Source organism: Bacillus horti, from assembly GCF_030813115.1.
In the GTDB taxonomy this organism is placed as follows: Bacteria; Bacillota; Bacilli; order Caldalkalibacillales; family JCM-10596; genus Bacillus_CH; species Bacillus_CH horti.
On record NZ_JAUSTY010000003.1, the window covers coordinates 40,174 to 58,997 of the forward strand.

General features: G+C 41.1%; 18 protein-coding genes. 10 read left to right on the top strand and 8 right to left on the bottom strand.

The genetic code is table 11. From position 1 onward, the window contains the following. The first annotated feature begins 125 nt into the window (after positions 1-125). From J2S11_RS03855 to J2S11_RS03895, 9 genes are all read left to right on the top strand, one after another. A complete protein-coding gene (locus J2S11_RS03855) occupies positions 126-1,259 on the top strand; it encodes a response regulator (RefSeq protein WP_307391201.1) in 1,134 nt (377 codons plus the stop codon). Positions 1,260-1,319: 60 nt separating this feature from the next. After that, positions 1,320-2,099 (top strand): TspO/MBR family protein, encoded by a 780-nt coding sequence (locus J2S11_RS03860; RefSeq protein ID WP_307391204.1) that lies wholly within the window; start codon positions 1,320-1,322, stop codon positions 2,097-2,099. A 110-nt stretch (positions 2,100-2,209) separates the two neighbouring features. Continuing rightward, entirely contained in the window at positions 2,210-2,389 is a 180-nt protein-coding gene (locus J2S11_RS03865) for a hypothetical protein (RefSeq protein WP_307391206.1), read from the top strand. Between the two features lie 11 nt (positions 2,390-2,400). Beyond that, a complete protein-coding gene (locus J2S11_RS03870; protein WP_307391209.1) occupies positions 2,401-2,715 on the top strand; it encodes a type II toxin-antitoxin system PemK/MazF family toxin in 315 nt (104 codons plus the stop codon). 146 nt (positions 2,716-2,861) lie between these two features. Then, positions 2,862-3,314: a hypothetical protein gene (locus tag J2S11_RS03875; protein WP_307391212.1), complete on the top strand. Its 453-nt coding sequence runs from the start codon at positions 2,862-2,864 to the stop codon at positions 3,312-3,314. A gap of 248 nt (positions 3,315-3,562) precedes the next feature. Beyond that, positions 3,563-4,645 (top strand): BMP family lipoprotein, encoded by a 1,083-nt coding sequence (locus J2S11_RS03880; protein WP_307391215.1) that lies wholly within the window; start codon positions 3,563-3,565, stop codon positions 4,643-4,645. A gap of 126 nt (positions 4,646-4,771) precedes the next feature. Beyond that, on the top strand, positions 4,772-6,295 hold the full coding sequence (locus tag J2S11_RS03885; protein ID WP_307391218.1) for an ABC transporter ATP-binding protein: 1,524 nt from the start codon (positions 4,772-4,774) through the stop codon (positions 6,293-6,295). After that, the gene (locus tag J2S11_RS03890; protein WP_307391221.1) at positions 6,292-7,368 is read left to right on the top strand and encodes an ABC transporter permease; all 1,077 of its coding nucleotides are present in this window, start codon (positions 6,292-6,294) and stop codon (positions 7,366-7,368) included. The genes J2S11_RS03885 and J2S11_RS03890 overlap by 4 nt, the downstream gene beginning before the upstream one ends. Position 7,369: 1 nt before the next feature. After that, the gene (locus tag J2S11_RS03895) at positions 7,370-8,320 is read left to right on the top strand and encodes an ABC transporter permease (protein WP_307391223.1); all 951 of its coding nucleotides are present in this window, start codon (positions 7,370-7,372) and stop codon (positions 8,318-8,320) included. A gap of 173 nt (positions 8,321-8,493) precedes the next feature. Here J2S11_RS03895 and J2S11_RS03900 read toward each other — a convergent pair whose 3' ends face one another. The 4 genes from J2S11_RS03900 to bla form a co-directional block, all read right to left on the bottom strand. Next, positions 8,494-8,829 (bottom strand): antibiotic biosynthesis monooxygenase family protein, encoded by a 336-nt coding sequence (locus J2S11_RS03900; protein WP_307391225.1) that lies wholly within the window; start codon positions 8,827-8,829, stop codon positions 8,494-8,496. Between the two features lie 69 nt (positions 8,830-8,898). Then, positions 8,899-9,273, bottom strand: coding sequence for a penicillinase repressor BlaI (gene blaI, locus J2S11_RS03905; protein ID WP_307391227.1), 375 nt, complete (start codon positions 9,271-9,273; stop codon positions 8,899-8,901). Positions 9,274-9,339: 66 nt separating this feature from the next. Further along, a complete protein-coding gene (locus J2S11_RS03910; protein ID WP_307391230.1) occupies positions 9,340-11,115 on the bottom strand; it encodes a BlaR1 family beta-lactam sensor/signal transducer in 1,776 nt (591 codons plus the stop codon). A 34-nt stretch (positions 11,116-11,149) separates the two neighbouring features. Next, positions 11,150-12,157 (bottom strand): class A beta-lactamase, encoded by a 1,008-nt coding sequence (bla, locus tag J2S11_RS03915; protein WP_307391232.1) that lies wholly within the window; start codon positions 12,155-12,157, stop codon positions 11,150-11,152. Positions 12,158-12,602: 445 nt separating this feature from the next. On the opposite strand from bla, the gene J2S11_RS03920 reads away from it, so the two are divergent. Next, complete coding sequence (locus J2S11_RS03920; protein ID WP_307391234.1) at positions 12,603-13,127, top strand: cysteine hydrolase family protein; 525 nt, start codon at positions 12,603-12,605, stop codon at positions 13,125-13,127. A gap of 212 nt (positions 13,128-13,339) precedes the next feature. Here the strand turns inward: J2S11_RS03920 and J2S11_RS03925 are convergent, their stop codons facing one another. From J2S11_RS03925 to J2S11_RS03940, 4 genes are all read right to left on the bottom strand, one after another. After that, complete coding sequence (locus tag J2S11_RS03925) at positions 13,340-14,050, bottom strand: DsbA family oxidoreductase (protein WP_307391236.1); 711 nt, start codon at positions 14,048-14,050, stop codon at positions 13,340-13,342. 113 nt (positions 14,051-14,163) lie between these two features. Beyond that, positions 14,164-15,438: an MFS transporter gene (locus J2S11_RS03930; protein WP_307391237.1), complete on the bottom strand. Its 1,275-nt coding sequence runs from the start codon at positions 15,436-15,438 to the stop codon at positions 14,164-14,166. A 181-nt stretch (positions 15,439-15,619) separates the two neighbouring features. Beyond that, positions 15,620-16,762, bottom strand: coding sequence for a winged helix-turn-helix domain-containing protein (locus J2S11_RS03935; RefSeq protein ID WP_307391240.1), 1,143 nt, complete (start codon positions 16,760-16,762; stop codon positions 15,620-15,622). Positions 16,763-17,002: 240 nt separating this feature from the next. Continuing rightward, complete coding sequence (locus J2S11_RS03940; RefSeq protein WP_307391824.1) at positions 17,003-18,817, bottom strand: ABC transporter ATP-binding protein; 1,815 nt, start codon at positions 18,815-18,817, stop codon at positions 17,003-17,005. Positions 18,818-18,824: the final 7 nt, after the last annotated feature.

Below are 18,824 nucleotides of genomic sequence, written 5' to 3' on the forward strand. Positions count from 1 at the left end.
AGAAAGAAATATGAAGTAAGAGGAAAGAAGTAAGAAGGAAGTAAGAAGGAAGTAAGAAGGAAGTAAGAAGGAAGTAAGAAGGAAGTAAGAAGGAAGTAAGAAACCCTAGGGAGGGTGAGTGAGGAATGAAGGTCATTCTTGTTGACGATGAAAGACCAGCGTTACTGCAGCTTGAGAGACTCCTAAAGATGGATGGCAGAATGCAAGTGGACGGAAAATATACGTCTGCGCAAGCTGGTCTGGATCATGTGAAAAAGGAGCCTGTTGATATTGTGTTCCTAGATATAGATATGCCTGAAATGAACGGGTTGGAGGCTGCGGAGCATTTTCAGCAGGCTAATCAAGAGCTGCGTATTATTTTTGTTACAGCGTATTCAAACTTTGCTTTGGAGGCGTTCGAGCTCTTCGCTCTAGATTACCTTCTAAAGCCAATCCTACCTGCACGGTTAACGAAAACAGTGGATCGTGTTGTAGAGTACTCGGGGTTTAAGGGAAGGAATGAACGGCAAGATGAACCGCAAGAGTCTGAACCTCTTATTCAATGCTTTAAACGCTTTGTCCTGCAGGTAAATGATGGAACCATAAAAGAGTTGAAATGGAGGACGCTTAAGACAAAGGAGCTCTTTGCTTATTTGCTGCATCATAATGGGAAATGGCTGTCCAAGGATCATCTGGTTGAAACGATCTGGCCAGACTACCCAATGGATAAAGCTGTTGTTCATTTACATACATCGATCTATCAAATCAGAAAGATGCTGAAGGAGTGGAATGGGGAAGCAAAGGTTGAATTTGCTCAGGATAGCTATCGCATTCTTCAGGACAAGCTAACTACAGATGTGTTCCAATTTGAACAGGGCTTGGGTCATCTAATTATTGATACGGAGCAGAATTGGGAGGTGGGGCAGCAAAAGCTTGCCCTCTACACGGGAGATTACCTTGAGGAGTGCGATTATCCTTGGGCAGAGGCCAAAAGAAGTGAGCTGCAGCAAAGTTTTTTTGCTCTTTCTTTGGATATGGCAAAGTATGAACTACAAGCGATGCGTGGTAAACAAGCGTTACATCGCTTGAAGGCTGTTCACGGGGTGGATCCCTATTCAGAGGAATGCTGCAGACTCATGCTGGAGGCTTATGCAGCTAATCAGGAATATATCCAGCTTCGTCAATACTATGATGAGTTTAAGGCCAGGCTTCAAGAGGATTTAGGAGTAGAGCCAGAGCAAATTACTGAGACAACTTATGAGTGGCTTCTACAAAGATAGAATAAACAAGCATAATCTGCTAAAGACAGGGTATACATAGAAGCATATGGAGGTGCTTCTATGAGCAGAATAGGATTTGTTTGGTTAAACATTATTGGATATGTTGGTGTACTTATTGTCAATTTTTTAGCCAATGCTTTACCTATTGCAGGAAGAGATACGGGGGAGATCTCCGAGATGTATCCCGTTCTGGTAACGCCTGCATCCTATGCTTTTTCGATATGGTCGCTCATTTATCTTCTTCTGGGGGGATTTGTCATTCTACAAGCGCTTCCCAGATGGAGGAATGATCCGAGGTTTGAAGCGATAGGCCCATGGTTCTTCATAAGCTGTGTTCTAAACAGCTCATGGATTGTGTTCTGGCATTACCTACAGATCAATATTTCTGTCCTCATCATGCTCGCTCTGTTAGGTACATTAATTATTCTTTATTTAAAAACCCGTTCAAACACTTCGCTCTGGTTTCAGGCCAAAGAGGATAAACGGGACACATTACCAGCCTTTTTGTTTATAAAGCTTCCTTTTAGTATATATCTAGGCTGGATTTCGGTGGCTACCATAGTTAACATAAGTGTTGCCTTGTATGCAGCAGATTGGGGTGGCTGGGGCTTATCAGATACGTTTTGGTCTGTAGCAGTTCTTCTTGTTGCTGCTCTGCTTGCTTTGTGGATAGGTCATGCGTACAATGATCAGGCTTATAGATTGGTTGTGATTTGGGCTCTAATAGCTATAGGGATTAAACAGGTAGACCACAGTGCAATAGCATGGTCAGCTTGGGGGTTAGCGTCCATTTTACTGATTGCTATTTTGGCCTCTATTATTAGTAAATCTAGGAGGTAAAGCTACTGTGGATCGCTGCCCCTTTAGTTAATGAGCGGTGCATGATATAATTTAAAGGCAAAGAGATATTGCTTACCATTTTGGCTAAATCATGTTTGGAGGTGGTCAAGTTGTCAGTCACTGAGAGAATTATTCAACAGATTGAAAAGTTGTCAGCAGTTGAAAGAAAAGAACTTTTGAAAGCTTTAAATGAAAAGTACTTTTCGGAAGAAGATCGAAAGTTTATTGTCGGTGAGAACTATGACTTTTGGCTAAACGAACAGGATAATGCCTATGATGCACTTGGGTAATACTCACTTTAGTGCAAGGAGACATTTGGCTTACAAAGGTTTACTTTCAAAATTTTGAGATGTTTAAGGTTCGTCCTGTCGTTATTGTTGGTCATGATTTAACGATAGATATAGATGTAATCATCTCTCCAATCACCAGTGCAGCACCTCGGAGTGAGTTTGATGTTGTTATTGAATTTTGGAAAGAATCAGGTCTATTATATCCTTCTGTAGCAAGAACGACAAAGCTTGCTTCCATTCCTAGAAAAGAACTTATGAGGAAATTAGGAAAATTAAATGAACAGGATTTAAAAAATGTTATTTCACAGTGTAGAAAATTGTTCTGATAAAGAGTCTCCAAAGGGGATTCTTTTTTTTCGCTATAGCATTTGGTAGCAAGGAAGAGGTATAAAACACACCTACATATAAGGTATAATAAAAAGATATGAAGATGATTGGGATAATTGTAACAGGATGAAGGGATGAATCTAAAATGAAGCATGTTCAGGGAAAACAGCCGGATTCGTTTACAGCTACACAGCCATTGCTTGCGGCTTCCATTGTACCAGTATTTCTTGTGACCGTACCGGTTTTTATGCTTTTTATGAATTCAATAGAGAGTGAAGGAAGACCTTGGCTAATCGGAGGATATTTAGTATTAATCATAGCTTTAGCCATTATGAATTTTGTGTTCGTCAATAAAAGGCGGATGATTTCAATTGAAGAGGACAAGCTTCTAGTAGGGAATCGGGTCTATCCAGCAGATGATATCAAGAAGCTAGAAGTAAGAGATAATTCCCGTTATCTAAATATTTACTTGAAGCATAAATGGGGAGCTATTGGCTACCACATTCGGGAGCAGGATGAATTCAAGGAGCTGAAGAAACGGGTACAGAAATGGTCTAGTCAGCATAAGGTTGAATGGAAAACCGATCAGAATAAGTAGAACAAGATGTAATCGTAGTTTCTCTTGTTGTTAGGTAGAAGTAACATATAAAACAAAAAAATTATATGCTTAATATCTTGTCGAAAATTCTTTTTAAATTGTTTTAAAATTTTTAAAAGATGGAAAGAATAAATGCTAGATAGTAGGGAAAAGAAAACTATTGAAAATGATGAGTGTAAAGCATATAGTAGAGTATGAAATACAACTTAACTTAAAGATTTTAAGAGAATAATAGGGGGATTTTTGAGATGAAAAAAGGCATTATCGCATTAGCCATGCTGGTTTTTGTCATGGGGATTGCTGCAGCCTGTGGTTCTGATAATGGAACAGGATCTGGAGACGCTGATTTTAAAGTAGGAATGGTTACAGACGCTGGAACAATTGATGATAAATCCTTTAACCAAGGAACTTGGGAAGGTGTAGTTGAGGCTGCTGAAGAGTTGGGCTTAGAGCATCGTTATCTAAAGCCAAATGGAGAAACAGAAGCTGAGTATCTACAAGAAATTGGTAACTTATATGATGCAGGCTTCAGATTTATTGTAACGCCTGGATTTAAGTTTGAAACAGCTATTCATAATGCGCAAAGCAGATATGAAGATGCAAAATTTGTTATCCTTGATGGTGCGCCACATAGTGGTGATGGAGAAGTTGTCGTTAATGAAAACACAGTTTCCATCTTTTACGCGGAGCATGAGTCAGGATTTATCGCTGGTGTAGCAACAGCTCTTGAGCTTCAAGAAGGGGAAGCAGGCTTCATTGGAGGAATGCAAATTCCACCGGTTCAGAAGTTTAACTGGGGCTTCCAGCAAGGGATTCAATATGCAAATGAAAACCTAGGAACAAATATTGAAATGAAGCAAGAAAATGTAATCTATCAAGGTACATTTGATGATGTAGCTGCTGGTGGGCAAATTGCAGGGCAAATGTTCAACCGTGGTGTAGATGTGATCTTCGCTTGTGCTGGTGGTGTTGGTGTTGGTGCGATCAGTGAAGCGAGAACTCGCGTTCAATCTGGTGAGGATGTTTGGATCGTTGGGGTAGACGTTGATCAATATGAGGATGGTATTTATGACGGAGATCAATCTGTTATTCTTACGTCTGCTATGAAGAAAATTGGTCAATCTGCTTACGATATGATTCAAGCAGAAGCAGAAGGTAACTTCCCGGGTGGGGAAACACTTACGTTTGATGTAACAAATGACGGAGTGGGTATTCCAGATGAGAACCCTAACCTAAGTGCAGAGACTGTTCAACAGGTTGAGGAAGTTGTAGAAAAGATTAAATCTGGCGAGATTACCGTTTCTGCAGAACAAGGAGATCTATTTGAGTAATAGATTGATCGTTGAATAATGCTCGGCAGCTGCCGAGCATTTCTTTGTCTAAGAAGGAAAATCTCAAATCACCTAATAGATAAATGTTTTTTTGTACAATGATCTTCTGAACAAGGAGGGGACCCTGTGGAATACGTCGTTGAGATGCTTAACATTAGAAAAGAATTTCCTGGTGTCGTGGCTAATGATAATATTTCTTTGGCTTTGCAAAAGGGTGAAGTTCACGCTTTATTAGGAGAAAATGGGGCAGGGAAATCCACTTTGATGGGTATGCTTTTTGGCATGTACGAGCCCGATCGAGGTGTGATTAAGGTTCGTGGGAAAGAAACACGCATCGCAAGCCCTAATATTGCCGATGATCTAGGTATTGGAATGGTTCACCAGCACTTTAAGCTTGTGGACAATTTTACGGTTACGGAAAATATCATGCTTGGTAGCGAAGTGAAGAAATACGGGGTGTTAGACCTTAAAACAGCTGCGAAACGAATTGAAGAGCTTTCAAAACGTTACGGCCTTAACGTTAATCCTAACGCTAAGATTGAAGACATCTCAGTAGGGATGCAGCAAAGAGTTGAAATCCTAAAGATGCTGTATCGTAAAGCGGAAATTTTGATTTTGGACGAGCCTACTGCTGTCCTTACTCCACAGGAAATTAAGGATTTAATGGAGATCATGAAGAATCTGATCAAAGAAGGAAAGTCGATCATTCTGATTACCCATAAGCTCAAGGAAATCAAGGCTGTTGCTGACAGATGTACCGTCATCCGCAGAGGGAAAACAATTGGTACGGTAGATGTGGCAGGAACAAGTGAGGCACAGATGGCTGAAATGATGGTGGGCAGACATGTCTCTTTTGGTGTGGAGAAGAAAGAGGCAAAGGTTGGAGACGTTGTTTTAAAGGTCGACGGGCTGTCCATTAAGGATGCTAGTAAAAACATGGCTGTGAAAGACCTTTCTCTAGAGGTTAGAGCTGGAGAAATCCTAGGTATTGCTGGAGTAGAGGGTAATGGGCAATCTGAGCTTATTGAGGGAATTACAGGACTTAAGAAAGCAGAGCAGGGAGCGATTCATTTCCTAGGGGAGGATATCACTAGGCATTCTATTCGTAGCCGTATATTAAAAGGAATCGGTCATATTCCAGAGGATAGGCAAAAGCGTGGATTAGTTTTGGATTATTCTATGGAAGATAATATGATTCTAAAGGTGTATAATCGCCCACCTTTTGCCAAGCGTGCCTTGCTGAATAGGCGCTCTATTCGTGAGTACGCTAAAAACATTATGGAAAGCTTTGACGTCCGTTCTGGGCAAGGAGCAGCTTCTGTAGCTAGAACACTATCGGGTGGAAATCAGCAGAAAGGGATTATAGGCCGAGAAATCGAGCTAGACCCGACATTGTTGATTGCTGTTCAGCCGACTCGTGGATTAGATGTGGGCTCTATTGAATATATTCATAAGCGTTTAGTAGAGCATAGAGACAGAGGTAACGCTGTACTACTCGTATCCTTAGAGCTTGATGAAATCATAAACCTATCTGACCGTATTGCTGTCATGAATAACGGTGAACTGGTCGGAATTGTCGATGCCAAAGATGCTACAGAGAATAAATTGGGCTTGATGATGGCCGGAGTAAAAGGGGAGGAAGAAGCATGAGAAAAGTTATAGTATCCTTGCTTGCTGTTCTTGCCGGTTTACTTGCGGGTGCGATTTTAATGATAGCGTCAGGACATAATCCAATATCAGGATATACTTTTTTATTCCGTGGTGGATTAATGAACATTGAACGGGTTGGAAATACGCTAGCTACGGCAACCCCTTTAATTTTTACAGGATTGTCCGTTGCTTTTGCTTTCCGTACAGGATTATTTAACATTGGTGCGGCTGGCCAAATGCTTATTGGGGGCTTATTGGCTACTGCTGTAGGTCTGAATCTTGATCTTGCCAGACCGCTACTTCTTCCTATCGTGATTATTGTTGGATTTGTTGGAGGAGCACTTTGGGGCTTATTGCCAGGACTTTTAAAAGCTAGATTTAACGTTCATGAGGTTGTTTCTACAATCATGATGAACTGGATTGCTTATTGGATTGTGTATTACACAGTACCAGCCTATTTAAAAGGAGAATTTCTTGAAACAGAGACTAGGCAATTGCCTGCTAATGCATCATTAAGAGAAGAGTTTCTTTCCAATCTATTTGGTGGCTCGTTTATCAATTTAGGCTTATTTTTAGCCGTTCTTGCTGTAATTGTTGTGGCGTTTCTATTAAATAGGACTACACTTGGGTACGAGCTGAAGGCCACAGGCTTTAATCGACATGCGGCTGAGTATGCAGGAATAGGCGTGAACAAAGGCATTATTGTATCGATGATGATTGCAGGTGGTTTAGCTGGGCTAGCTGGTGTGGCTCAATATACAGGGAATGCCGTAAACCTGCAAATCGGTGTGTTGCCTACTCAAGGGTTTGATGGAATTGCTGTTTCTTTATTAGGAGCTAATAGCCCTATAGGTGTTCTGTTAGCAGCCATATTCTTTGGTATTTTATATGCTGGAAGAGGATTTATGAATGCGATGACGGGTATTCCACCAGAAATTGCAGATTCCATTATCGCTATTGTCATCTACTTTGCGGCTACTAGTATTCTTATTGAGCGCTTGGTGACGAGATTTTTAAAGCGTCGCTCAGCTAAGAAAAATGAGACATCTGGCCAAGGAAAGGGGGAGCTGTAGGATGTGGAGCTTAATTGAGCAGATCTTCCCTTATGCCGTTTTATATACAATCCCTATCCTGATTACGGCGCTTGGTGGTTTATTTAGTGAACGAAGTGGTGTTGTTAATATCGGATTAGAGGGCTTAATGGTCGTAGGCTCCTTTGCCGGGGCATTTACAATCTATACGATGCACGGAATTTGGCCAAATGAAGCATGGGTTGTGTGGGTTGGCTTGTTAGCGGCGATGGTTCTTGGTATGCTGTTCTCCCTATTACACGCCTTTGCCAGCATAAACTTGAGCGCTAACCAAATTATTAGTGGTGTCGCGATAAACTTGCTTGCTGGAGCTATAACTGTTTTCTTAGCACGTGGAATTATGGGAAGCGGGAAAATTAGCGCGAGTCAATTTCGACCGTTTGATGTACCATTCCTATCTGATATACCTGTGCTAGGAAGCTTATTATTCACAAGAACCTATATCACAACATGGCTAGTGTTAGGTATCGTATTGGTTAGTGCGTTTGTGCTGTACAAAACGTCCTTCGGCTTGAGACTAAGGGCGGTTGGGGAAAACCCTCATGCCGCTGAAGCAGCAGGGATTAACGTAAGATTCATTAGATACATGGCCGTAATCATTTCAGGTGCCTTTGCTGGATTAGGTGGGGCAACGATTGTTGTGACGTATTCTGGAGAGTTTAGTGGAACGGTTGCTGGATTAGGATTTCTAGCTCTAGCCTCCTTGATTTTTGGTCAGTGGAAGCCACTAGGAATTTTAGCAGCTACGTTTTTCTTCGGGTTTGCCAGTACCATCGCAACCGTATCACAGGTAATACCAGCCCTTGCTGTTGTACCACCAGTGTTGCTTAAAATATTCCCATATGTAATGACCCTAATTGCTCTTATTCTGTTCTCTAAATCGTCTCGTGCTCCAAAAGGATTGGGCGAGCCGTTTGATTCAAGTAAGAGGTAGAATAAGTTATAGGTAAGACTAATTGATAAGGTGTTAAAAATGACACGTATCAAGCCATAAAAGTAATATAAATGAATAAAAAAAGCTTGGTTTGAGAGAGAGGCTTCTTGTTAGAAACCCGTGCTCAAAATCCAAGCTTTTTTGCTTATATCAAATCTTATTTTTCAAAAAATTTATTTTGTGTTTGTTGCTTCAAAGCCGTAATCTCGTTCAACCTTACAAATCCTCGTTTTATATCTAAGATACCATTCTGATTTCCCTTTGCTTTGTGCAATGAGATGTCTTTCATTTTGCTTCCATTTTTGTATAGCTTCTAGAGATTCCCAATAAGACACCGTAATACCCAAGCCTTCTCGTGCACTTTCTACTCCAAGAAATCCAGGTTGAATTGACGCAAGCTTTACCATTTCTTCTGCCATTTCACCATAGCCTTGAGTACCTTCTGTTCGTTCAGAGGTGAAAATGACCGCATAGTATGGTGGTTTTAGTGTTTGAGCAATACCACTCATTTGAATCCCCCTTTAATCCCCTTTAATAAGTTTAAAAAGAAACGACTAAAATAAAGCGAAGCCTAAGCTTTACGACTTCTTCTTGAGAATAGATTGAAGCTCCTTAATATCCTCTTCAGACAAAGAGTCCTCCTCCATAAATTGCACAAGCATAGACTTCATTGCCCCGCCATAAATACGATTAAGAAAGGACTGTGCCTCTGCATGCTGACAGTCGCTTTGAGTGAATAGAGGATAGAAGGTGTAAAGCTTTTGATTTTGATTCACACCAACCACATTTTTTTTAACTAGGCGATCCAAAAGAGTACGAATGGTTTTAGGCTTCCAGTCCGTTTTTTCCTGCAAGGAGGAAATCACTTCATTTGCCGTTCGTGGTGCCTTTGCCCAAAGTATATGCATAACCTCCCATTCTGCTTCTGAGATACTAGGTACGTTTTTAGACACCCACAGCCACCCCCTTTGGATTACACATACTATATGCTACATAGGTATACACTAGATGTCAATATTCTAATAAATGCCCTTATCCTTCAAAATGGAGAGCGTTATGTTAGCTGCTGAGCTTCCGCTGATGTGATTTTTACCCTGAATATTTGTGGCAAAGAAGAACGTATCTCCATTTTTCTCAACGTATCCAACAAACCAACCACTAACGTTACTATGATCTATTGATCCCGTTCCTGTTTTTCCTGAAAGGATGGTCCCTTCGCTCTCTTCTAATTGGATGGCCTCTTTGACTGTTTCAATATTTTCTTCATCAAATCCAAGCTTATTTGTATAAAAGGCTTCCAGAAGCTGAACCTGCTCAATTGGAGAAATTTTTAATGAGGATTCAAGCCAATGCTGCTGGATTCCACCAGAAATATCCGTATTGCCATAGCCAAGCTGTACTAAATAGTCTTGTAGTTGGGTTGAACCTAGTGCTCCATCTAACTTCTGGAAATACCAATTCACTGAGCTTTCCATCGCTGAAAATAAATCGTGGTCCCCATTCCACGCCTCATAAGGATAGATATCCCCATTCCAGGACAGGGTAGATTGCTCTTTCGTGATGACACCAGACTCTAAACCAAATAGCAAGCTGAAGATTTTGTACGTTGAAACAGGAGATACTCTCCGTTTGCTTTGCTCCTCATTATGAATCGTGTACTGCCCGGTTTGACTATTATACAGAACAAAGCTTGCCTCATTTTCTGCAAAATAAGAGCTAAGATTCTCGTAGATCGTTTGTTCTTCATTAAAATCATAGCGAAGCTCCTCCTTAGCTAATACGGACACAAGGGGAGCTTGAAGAGCTAAAAGTAAAGCTACCAACAGGAAGATAGCTGTACTTTTCACCTTCAATAGTATAGATTCCTGCTTGAACATAACGATTTTTTCTAATCTTCTTTTTAGATGCTTCTTCTTACTGGCTAGCTGACTAGTTAAGGGAATAGGCAGAGAGTTAGGCTGTGATGCTTTGTGAGCAAAACGAAGCAAGGTATGTCCATATGTAATATGACATGACTTGTCTAATATCTGTAAAACTGCATGGTCACAAGCGATTTCACGATCTAATCTCATTTCTCTAAATGCTATCCACACAAGCGGATTAAACCAGTAAACCAGCTGGAATAAGACGGTCAAGTATGTGGTCCAGTGATCCTTGTTCTTATAATGACTTAACTCATGCAGAAAGATATACTTCAATTCTTCTTCAGAGAGCCAGTGGGAAAAGTTAGCTGGAAATACTAAGTAGGTCTTAAATAAACCAAATATCATGGGTGATTTGACAAGTGCTGATTCTACTACAGTTATTTTCCTTGAAATTTTTAAAAGCTGCTTACATTGCTCTAGTAAAGCTATTATATCTGTACTATTCAGGGACAGAGCTGTTCGTTTAATTTTATTTAACCTTAGCCAAGCGATTAGGGTCAGTATAGTCATCACGACTGCTCCAATAGTCCACACCCAAGCTGTAAGGTTATTTAGAAATGTAGGAGTAGCCTGATTCACAGTTGTTGTGAAATCCTGTAGCCAATTAATATTTACAGCTTCACGGATTTCATTAGTTGTCAATGAACCTGTGTCTTGTTGTAAAGGAGCATCAAGTAATGGAAGTTGACGCTCCAAAGTGAACAATTGAGTCGGAAGAAAGGGAAGGGCTAAGGCAGCCATCAATAAAAACCATAGCCCATATTGCCATTTGGTAGAGAGCTGTTTTTGGAAGACTTTCTTTACCAGCATGATGATGGCAACAGTAGTCGATGATATAAGTAAGCTAATAACAAATTGAGTAAAAATCATATGACTAATCTCCCCTTTCAACCACTACTTACTGCTACTCAGCATTATTTTTAAAAGTCTCTAATGTTACTTTAGCCGCTTGAGCTACAAGCGAGTTGTCATAGGAAGCATCTTGAGTATCACGACTAGATAATACGGCCATGACAATAGGATCCCCATCTGGTGGCCAGACAACGGCAATATCATTCCGTGTTCCGTAGCCCCCTGCTCCAGATTTATCAGCGACAGTCCAGCCCTCAGGTGCTCCAGCACGAATGAGCTCATCACCAGTAGCATTTCCTAGCATCCAATCTATGAGGATGGAGCGCTTGTCCTCTGGAAGGATGTCTCCGAATATATAGGCTTCAAGTGTTCCTGCAAGGGCTCTAGGTGTACTAGTATCCCTTTCGTCTCCCGGCTTGGCTTCGTTTAATTCTGTCTCATACCGCACTGGGTTTGTTATTGTGTCACCTAACTGTTCTAGCGCGTTTTGGAATCCCTCTGGGCCTCCAAGCTCATGAAACATTAGGTTCCCTGCTGTGTTGTCGCTGTAACGTACGGCAGCCTCGCTAATGTCCCTAAGTGACATTCCAGTGTTTACATGCAGCTCAGTCACAGGTGAATAAGTAACCAAATCCTCCTGCTTGTAGGTGATCACTTTATCTAGCTCTTCTATGGAGCTTTGCTGTAAGATAGCTCCAGCAGCGAGGGCTTTAAACGTAGAGGCATAAGCAAACCGCTCATCTGCACGATAAGCAATCGTTTGACCTGTGCCTGTATCAATAGCATAGACACCGATTCGAGCGTCAAACTCTTGTTCAAGCTGAGTAAACTGCTCATCGATTGAAGTGTCACCTAAATGTGGAGCATCAACTGTTTCATTGGAGGAATCTGAGGATGATTTTTCTTGAACTTGATTAGTCCCCGGCTCTTCTTTAGGTTGAGAAGCAGCTGATTCATTCGCTGACGTGCATCCTGCTAATGGGATGAGTGCGAATAGAAACAGAAGTAATGTAATTTTATATGTGTTAGTAAGCTTAAAGCTATGCTTTATTTTTTCCATTTGAGCAACCTCATTCCTTATCTATTATAATCATACTCAACCTGTAATTAAATAATTTGAAATCTCTTAAGCCATCGTTCAATGAACGTTCATTCGATTAAGAGTAACTGAACTAAGATATGAACTAAGTTAATGGACTAAGTAACTCAATTCTAAAGTAAAAAATGAATTGCTTCCTCCTTTCCTTTATTTGATTACAAATGTAATATTGATTACATGTGTAATACAATACTACGTATGTAATCAATATGTCAAGAATTTATTATCTGATCCTGTACTGCCTTTGCTAGGTTTAATTTATCTTGATCCTCCCAAAAAATTTAAGTTGCTAAATGTTAAAAGGTATTCTATAGTTATATTATACAGGGAACGTAAGTTCTTATTTAGTTTTAAAGAGACTACAATCACAGGATTTTCCAAAGTGATAAATTAAGGGGGATTACGGATGTCTAAGACGGCACTTCTAATTGTAGATGTTCAAAAGGGAATGTTTTTTGAGGATTATCCTGTCTACCAAGGGGACAGGCTAATTAAGAATGTACAGGAGTTATTGCTGAAAGCACGGGCAGCTCAGGCTCCTGTTATTTATGTGCAGCATGCTGAAGACGAGGACTCTGGACCATTAGTGTTTGGAACGACAGCTTGGGAAGTACATGATGATATTGCTCCGCAGGACGGTGATGTTATTATTCATAAACAGACTCCAGACTCTTTTTATCAGACACACCTAGAGGAAGAACTTAGGAAGCAAGGTATCGAGCATATTGTTTTAACAGGTATACAAACAGAGGTTTGTGTAGACACGACCTGTCGTAGAGCAAGAAGTTTGGATTATAAGGTGACGTTAGTTACAGATGCACACTCCACCTGGGATTCTCAGGTTCTTAAGGCTCAGCAAATTATTGATCATCATAATGCCACATTAAGGTGGATGGCAACCGCTAAGAAAGCAGAGGAGATTATTTTTTAACTCAGCTTTCACTGCATGGAATAGGTAAAGAAACTATGATTTTGCCGTCTAAGGCTAGAATATAATGCTGCTTTGGAGATAAGCATAAGTTGAAAAAGCAAGGCGCTTTGAAGTCTATGCTGACTCCTTAACGCCTTGCTTTTTAGATCATAAATTTTGCCTAAAATTATTCACTATCTCTATTTAGATTCTTTATAACGCCGTTCGTCTATTTAGGCTTTGCACTCACCGTCTGAGCAGTAATCCTGTCCAGCTTTAGGGGAGGTTTCATTCACAACGGTCAATGGTCTAGCTTCACCCCATGCTTTTTGCAGGGTATCAAGAAAAACATCACTAGATTGTGCCCCTGAAATCGCATATTTACGATCAATCACAAAATAAGGAACCCCGCGAATACCTAATTCTTTAGCCTCTTGTTCATCAGCATGAACCTCTAACGTATGATGGTCTCCCTGAAGCATCTTTGTGGTCTCCTCTAGATCCAGACCCGCTTCGGTAGCTAGCTCTATCAGAACGTTATGCTGTCCGATGTTCTTGGAGGCTGTGAAAACCGCGTGGAACAGCTTTTCAGCTATCTCCCCAGACTTGCCATGATGTGCAGCAAAGTGGGTTAAGCGATGAGCGTCAAAGGAATTGGTCAACTCCATGGTATCAAAATGATAGGTTAGTCCAACTTCCTCAGCTTGCTTCGCTACATTTTGATTCATCGCCTTAGCCTGCTCCACAGGTACGTTATACTTTGCCGACAGCATTTCATATACGCTTTCCGGGTTATCTCTCTTCGCACCAGGATCAAGCTCAAAGCTGCGATAGGTTACCTCTACCCTGTCTTTATGAGCGAACTGCTCCAGTGCTACCTCAAACTTACGCTTGCCAATATAACAAAAGGGACACATATAATCAGACCAGATTTCAACTTTCATAGCTACCCCTCCAACAGCTTTTAGTACTGTCCATTTTAAACTTATTTAAAGTTACTTGTAAGAGTAGAGTAGTTGATCCTGATCCATTTGACAACAATATTGCTCACATCAGTCTAGCTATTCACTCCTTCATGGGCAGCAGGGAGCTTAGAGGTCTCCATAGACTTTTTAGAGGACGATAAGGTTCTTTGAGAAAGAAACCCAATCAAGCTTAATAGTAGCAAGCCTAAAGCTGTACCGATAAGAACAGATGCAACATCAAATAGCTCCACTAGCCATGCCCCAAGAAGAGGAGCAACAAGCAGTGTTACACTCATAAGAGAATTATACATGCCCGATACTCGCCCGACCGTTTCTTCCGTTGTGAAATCCTGTAAAAGGTATTGAGTGATAATCGTAAAGAGTCCAACTCCTGCTCCTAAGATAATCCCAATACCTATAGGAGTAAATTCAGCTACGCCAGGCTTCAGTAGTCCTAGGCTTAAAAAGGTAGCCCCCATCACACCAATACTCACACCCAAAAGAGTCCCATAAGCCTTTACTTGCTTAAATCGCATAAGTATTGTAATCGTCAGTAACGCCCCGAAGCCACTGCTTGACATGACCCAACCAAATAGCTCTGGCCTTTGAGGCGCTAGCTCGCGCACAAGGATAGGAAATTGAACATCGATCATTTGAATGACAAAAAAGGTGAAAAAAGAGAGGGCAAAGCCAAATAAAAGCATACGGGTTTTGATGACAATAGACCAGCCTTCCCTCCAAAGCTGCCAAAATGGAAGCTTTTGATTTGCTAACTGTGTAGAATCCTGCTGAGTGCTGACCTCCTTGGACATGGTTAAAAGGATGACGAAGGAAATCAAAAGAGCCACAAAGTTCAGCAGAATACAGAATTGAGGTGAATATAAGCCAGCGAGCGTAGCCCCAAGCAATGGACCAATAACCTTAGATAGTTGGGACACTGTTCCATTAAGACTAATCGCCTTAAGCAACTGATCCTTATGAACAATACGCTTGATCAAGCTTTGCTGAGCCGGAAAATGTACAGTGGTGATAGTAGAGCGAAGCGCTAGAATCACAATGCACAGCCAAGGCTGATTCGTAAAGGCGAGAACAAGGGTTAAAAGAGCTGATACAAGGTCAGCAAACATCATGACTCGAACCTGACTGAATCGACCGACCCATACGCCAGCAAATTGACTAAGTAGGGCTTGAGGGAGGGCGAAGGCAACCGGAATAAGGGCAAGCATTAAGGGACGCTCATTCCAGAGAAAAGCAAATAGCATAATAACCGCAATTCGATCGAAATAAATACCAAGCATCGAGATGCTGTATGAGGAAAAAAGCTTCATAAACGTTTTATTTTGATAAAGTGAGACAGATGATTTCATTAAAAAACCCCCTAATTTAACTAGATGCATGTAACCGTAGCAAGGGCTTATTAATCATATTAAGCCACAGAGTAGAGTCAAAGCTCTATCTCTTACTACTTGTGTAGCTCTAGCATAGAGGGGTTTTGTCAGAGGAATATCAGAGGATTTTCCAATAAATATTTGAGAGCTTTCAAAATAACTAAAGGTTTGCCTTAAGTTGCTTTAAAATGTCTGCTTTCATAGCTTCTTCATCATGCTCAGCCTTTACTTGCCGCATATTCTTCTCAAGGTACTGGTTCCAGAAGGGAGCGTTAAGTCCGCGTCTTAGGAAGAAACGTAATAAATCGAGGCCGAACACAAAATGGCTTACAAACAAAGAATGCTTGATTATAGAAAAGCCGTCTTGTAGCCATTTGCCGCCTTCCTTCTGTTCGCCTTTTAACAGGTTAAATATTCCGAGTAGGATGTAGTAAATTCCTTTCTCTCTCATGTAAGGTCGAGTTTCAAAAATCGCATCTAGTACCTCTATCTGCTCCTTACTATATTCATCCTTTCCTGTAGCCATACCATACATTAGCTTGAAGTTATGGAAAAAGGGATAAAAGCCGTGGTCCGCTCCCTTAATTTCTTGCTCAGCTATGGCAATAGCTGCTTCTAGCTTTGTCCACTCCTCTGACTTTAAGTAAAGATATAGGGGTAAAAGTATACGGGCTTCATAGGCTGTGCGCTGGGTGAAGCTGTTTTGTTGTATCGCTTTCTCGTAATAGAAAACCGTGTCCTTCCCGTCCAAAATCTCTAGCATGTACAGGAGAAACATGAGACGATCAGCAAAAGGAGCTCCATGTGGATTAGCCATAAACGCAAAGTCGCCTTTCATAAAATGAATATTGACGATATCCTCAGTAGGTAGCTGAATCCCAAGATTTTGATCATTTAACAAGGTTTCGATCGCTTGCCCATTTCCGTACAGGCGATACATGCTCACTAAGCTTGAAGTAGCCTGCTGAAATTCAGGGTCCAAACTCATCGTAATATCGAAGGCATGTGTATGTGTTTTCGTGCGAGAGGTAAGCTGATAACCAAAGCCGCGAATCGTATCTAGAGTGTAGAACTCCTGGAGAGGCTTTAGCTTTTTACGCAAACGATAGATATGATCATCCACTGTTCTGTCCGTTGGTTCCTCCATAGACCAAACAGCATTAAGTAGCTGCTCTCTTGAAAAAGGAGTTTGAAGATACTCATAAAGGAATTGCAATAGCTCAAACTCTTTCCTCAGCAATAGGATCGTTTCATTCGCGCAGGTTACGGAATAGGGGCTTAAATGGAAGCTTATTTTGCTCATAGCAAACACACCTCAAACCATAGAATATAGTATTACTATATCAAACATTATAGATCCCTACGACTATTAAGTGGTAACCGTTGACAGAAAAAAAGGTAGTCTCATTATAAAGTTCTAATGTAGACCACCTTTATTCATAGACCAACCTTTATTCCTATCAAAGCGTTTATTCAAAGGTTAACTCACTAGTTGCTGCAACAGTTATAGGTACAACGTAAAGCCTTTCTTTTCATTGACTTTTTAACTAACCGCTTCCTTATCTGAAAACTGACTGTAATACAAGTCTGCATAGAAGCCTTTTTGCTCCAACAGCTCCTTGTGATTTCCTTTTTCAATAATGTCCCCTTTATCCATCACTAGGATGAGATCAGCTTCTCTAATCGTAGAGAGGCGGTGGGCAATCACAAAGCTTGTGCGACCAACCATGAGCTCGTTCATTGCTTTCTGGATGTTCATTTCTGTCCGTGTATCGACGCTACTTGTTGCTTCATCTAGGATGAGAATTTTAGGATCAGCTAGGATAGCCCGAGCAATCGTCAGCAGCTGTCGTTGACCTTGGGAAATGTTCGTGGCATCCTCACCTAACACCGTATCATAGCCTTCTGGAAGCGTACGGATAAAGTCATCCGCATAGGCAGCTTTAGCCGCTCGTACAATGTCCGCTTCTGTAGAGCCTTCACGTCCGTAAGCAATATTATCTCTAATGGTTCCGTTAAACAGCCATGTATCCTGAAGAACCATAGCAAACATATCACGTACCTGTTCGCGAGATAGATCCTTAAGGTCAACACCACCAACACGAATACTTCCACTATCTAGCTCATAGAAACGCATGAGTAGATTAATAATGGTCGTTTTACCAGCTCCAGTTGGCCCTACAATAGCAACCGTTTGACCCTCATGAACCTCTACATTCATATCCTTGACTATCGCCGTATCTTTCTTATATCCAAAGCGTACATGATCAAAGGAAACATGACCAGGTAGCTTATCTGTGTCAACAGATGAAAGCTCTTCACGCGGCTCTTCTTCTTCATCCAGTAGCTTAAAGACACGCTCAGCCGAAGCAATCGCCGACTGTATCATATTTGCTATACTAGCGACCTGAACCATAGGCTGAGATAATTGCTGAGAGTACTGAATGAACGCCTGCACATCCCCGATTCTAATCGTATTGTTCAGCACCAAAATTCCTCCAACAATACACACCAACACATAACCAATATTACTCACAAACATCATCAGCGGCATCATAATGCCCGAAATAAACTGAGCCTTCCATCCAGAATGATATAGCCGATCATTAATCTCTTCAAACTCATTAATCGACTTTTGCTCATGTCCAAAAGCCTTAACAACCTGATGACCCGTGAACATTTCCTCTACATGACCATTGATTTCACCTAGCTCCTTCTGCTGGTTAGCGAAATGCTTCTGAGAAAAGGAAGCAACTACTCGAACAACAACCAAGCTAAGAGGAATCGTGACAATGACAACCAATGTGAGCAGTGGGCTAATCACTAGCATCATCACAATGACCCCGATAACAGTAATGACGGATGTAATGATCTGTGTTAGAGCCTGCTGTAGAGACGTATTAATGTTATCTATATCGTTAACAGCACGACTGAGGATATCTCCATGAGCGTTTTGATCATAGTATTTTAAAGGTAAGCGAGTAAGCTTTTCATTTACCTTCTGTCTAATTTCAGCAATGGTCATCTGAGATACACTGGCCATAATATAGCCCTGTAAAAAGGCAAATAATGCAGAAAAGAGATAGAGTCCAGCTAACGTTAGGAGTAATTGACCAAGGAAACCGAAATCTACACCCACCTGATTAATGAAGCTATCGAATAGGGAAGTGGTAGCTCGACCTAACAGCATTGGGCTAATGACGTTAAAAACGGTAGAAAAGAGAGCTGCAATGGCTACAAAGATAAGCTGCTTTCTACGTGGCTTTAAATAGCCGAACAAACGGAATAATGTTTTCTTAAATTCCTTAGGCTTATCAACGGGACCCATTCCCATCCCATGGCCGTGTCCACGACCCATACTAGCC

Excerpts from the sequence above, each read along its gene's own strand:
- J2S11_RS03935 (WP_307391240.1), bottom strand. The coding sequence starts at position 16,762 with ATGAGCAAAATAAGCTTCCATTTAAGCCCCTATTCCGTAACCTGCGCG.
- J2S11_RS03855 (WP_307391201.1), top strand. The coding sequence starts at position 126 with ATGAAGGTCATTCTTGTTGACGATGAAAGACCAGCGTTACTGCAGCTT.
- J2S11_RS03890 (WP_307391221.1), top strand. The coding sequence starts at position 6,292 with ATGAGAAAAGTTATAGTATCCTTGCTTGCTGTTCTTGCCGGTTTACTT.
- J2S11_RS03940 (WP_307391824.1), bottom strand. The coding sequence starts at position 18,817 with ATGGGTCGTGGACACGGCCATGGGATGGGAATGGGTCCCGTTGATAAG.
- J2S11_RS03920 (WP_307391234.1), top strand. The coding sequence starts at position 12,603 with ATGTCTAAGACGGCACTTCTAATTGTAGATGTTCAAAAGGGAATGTTT.
- J2S11_RS03895 (WP_307391223.1), top strand. The coding sequence starts at position 7,370 with ATGTGGAGCTTAATTGAGCAGATCTTCCCTTATGCCGTTTTATATACA.
- J2S11_RS03910 (WP_307391230.1), bottom strand. The coding sequence starts at position 11,115 with ATGATTTTTACTCAATTTGTTATTAGCTTACTTATATCATCGACTACT.
- J2S11_RS03860 (WP_307391204.1), top strand. The coding sequence starts at position 1,320 with ATGAGCAGAATAGGATTTGTTTGGTTAAACATTATTGGATATGTTGGT.
- J2S11_RS03930 (WP_307391237.1), bottom strand. The coding sequence starts at position 15,438 with ATGAAATCATCTGTCTCACTTTATCAAAATAAAACGTTTATGAAGCTT.
- J2S11_RS03875 (WP_307391212.1), top strand. The coding sequence starts at position 2,862 with ATGAAGCATGTTCAGGGAAAACAGCCGGATTCGTTTACAGCTACACAG.
- J2S11_RS03900 (WP_307391225.1), bottom strand. The coding sequence starts at position 8,829 with ATGAGTGGTATTGCTCAAACACTAAAACCACCATACTATGCGGTCATT.
- bla (WP_307391232.1), bottom strand. The coding sequence starts at position 12,157 with ATGGAAAAAATAAAGCATAGCTTTAAGCTTACTAACACATATAAAATT.
- J2S11_RS03925 (WP_307391236.1), bottom strand. The coding sequence starts at position 14,050 with ATGAAAGTTGAAATCTGGTCTGATTATATGTGTCCCTTTTGTTATATT.
- J2S11_RS03880 (WP_307391215.1), top strand. The coding sequence starts at position 3,563 with ATGAAAAAAGGCATTATCGCATTAGCCATGCTGGTTTTTGTCATGGGG.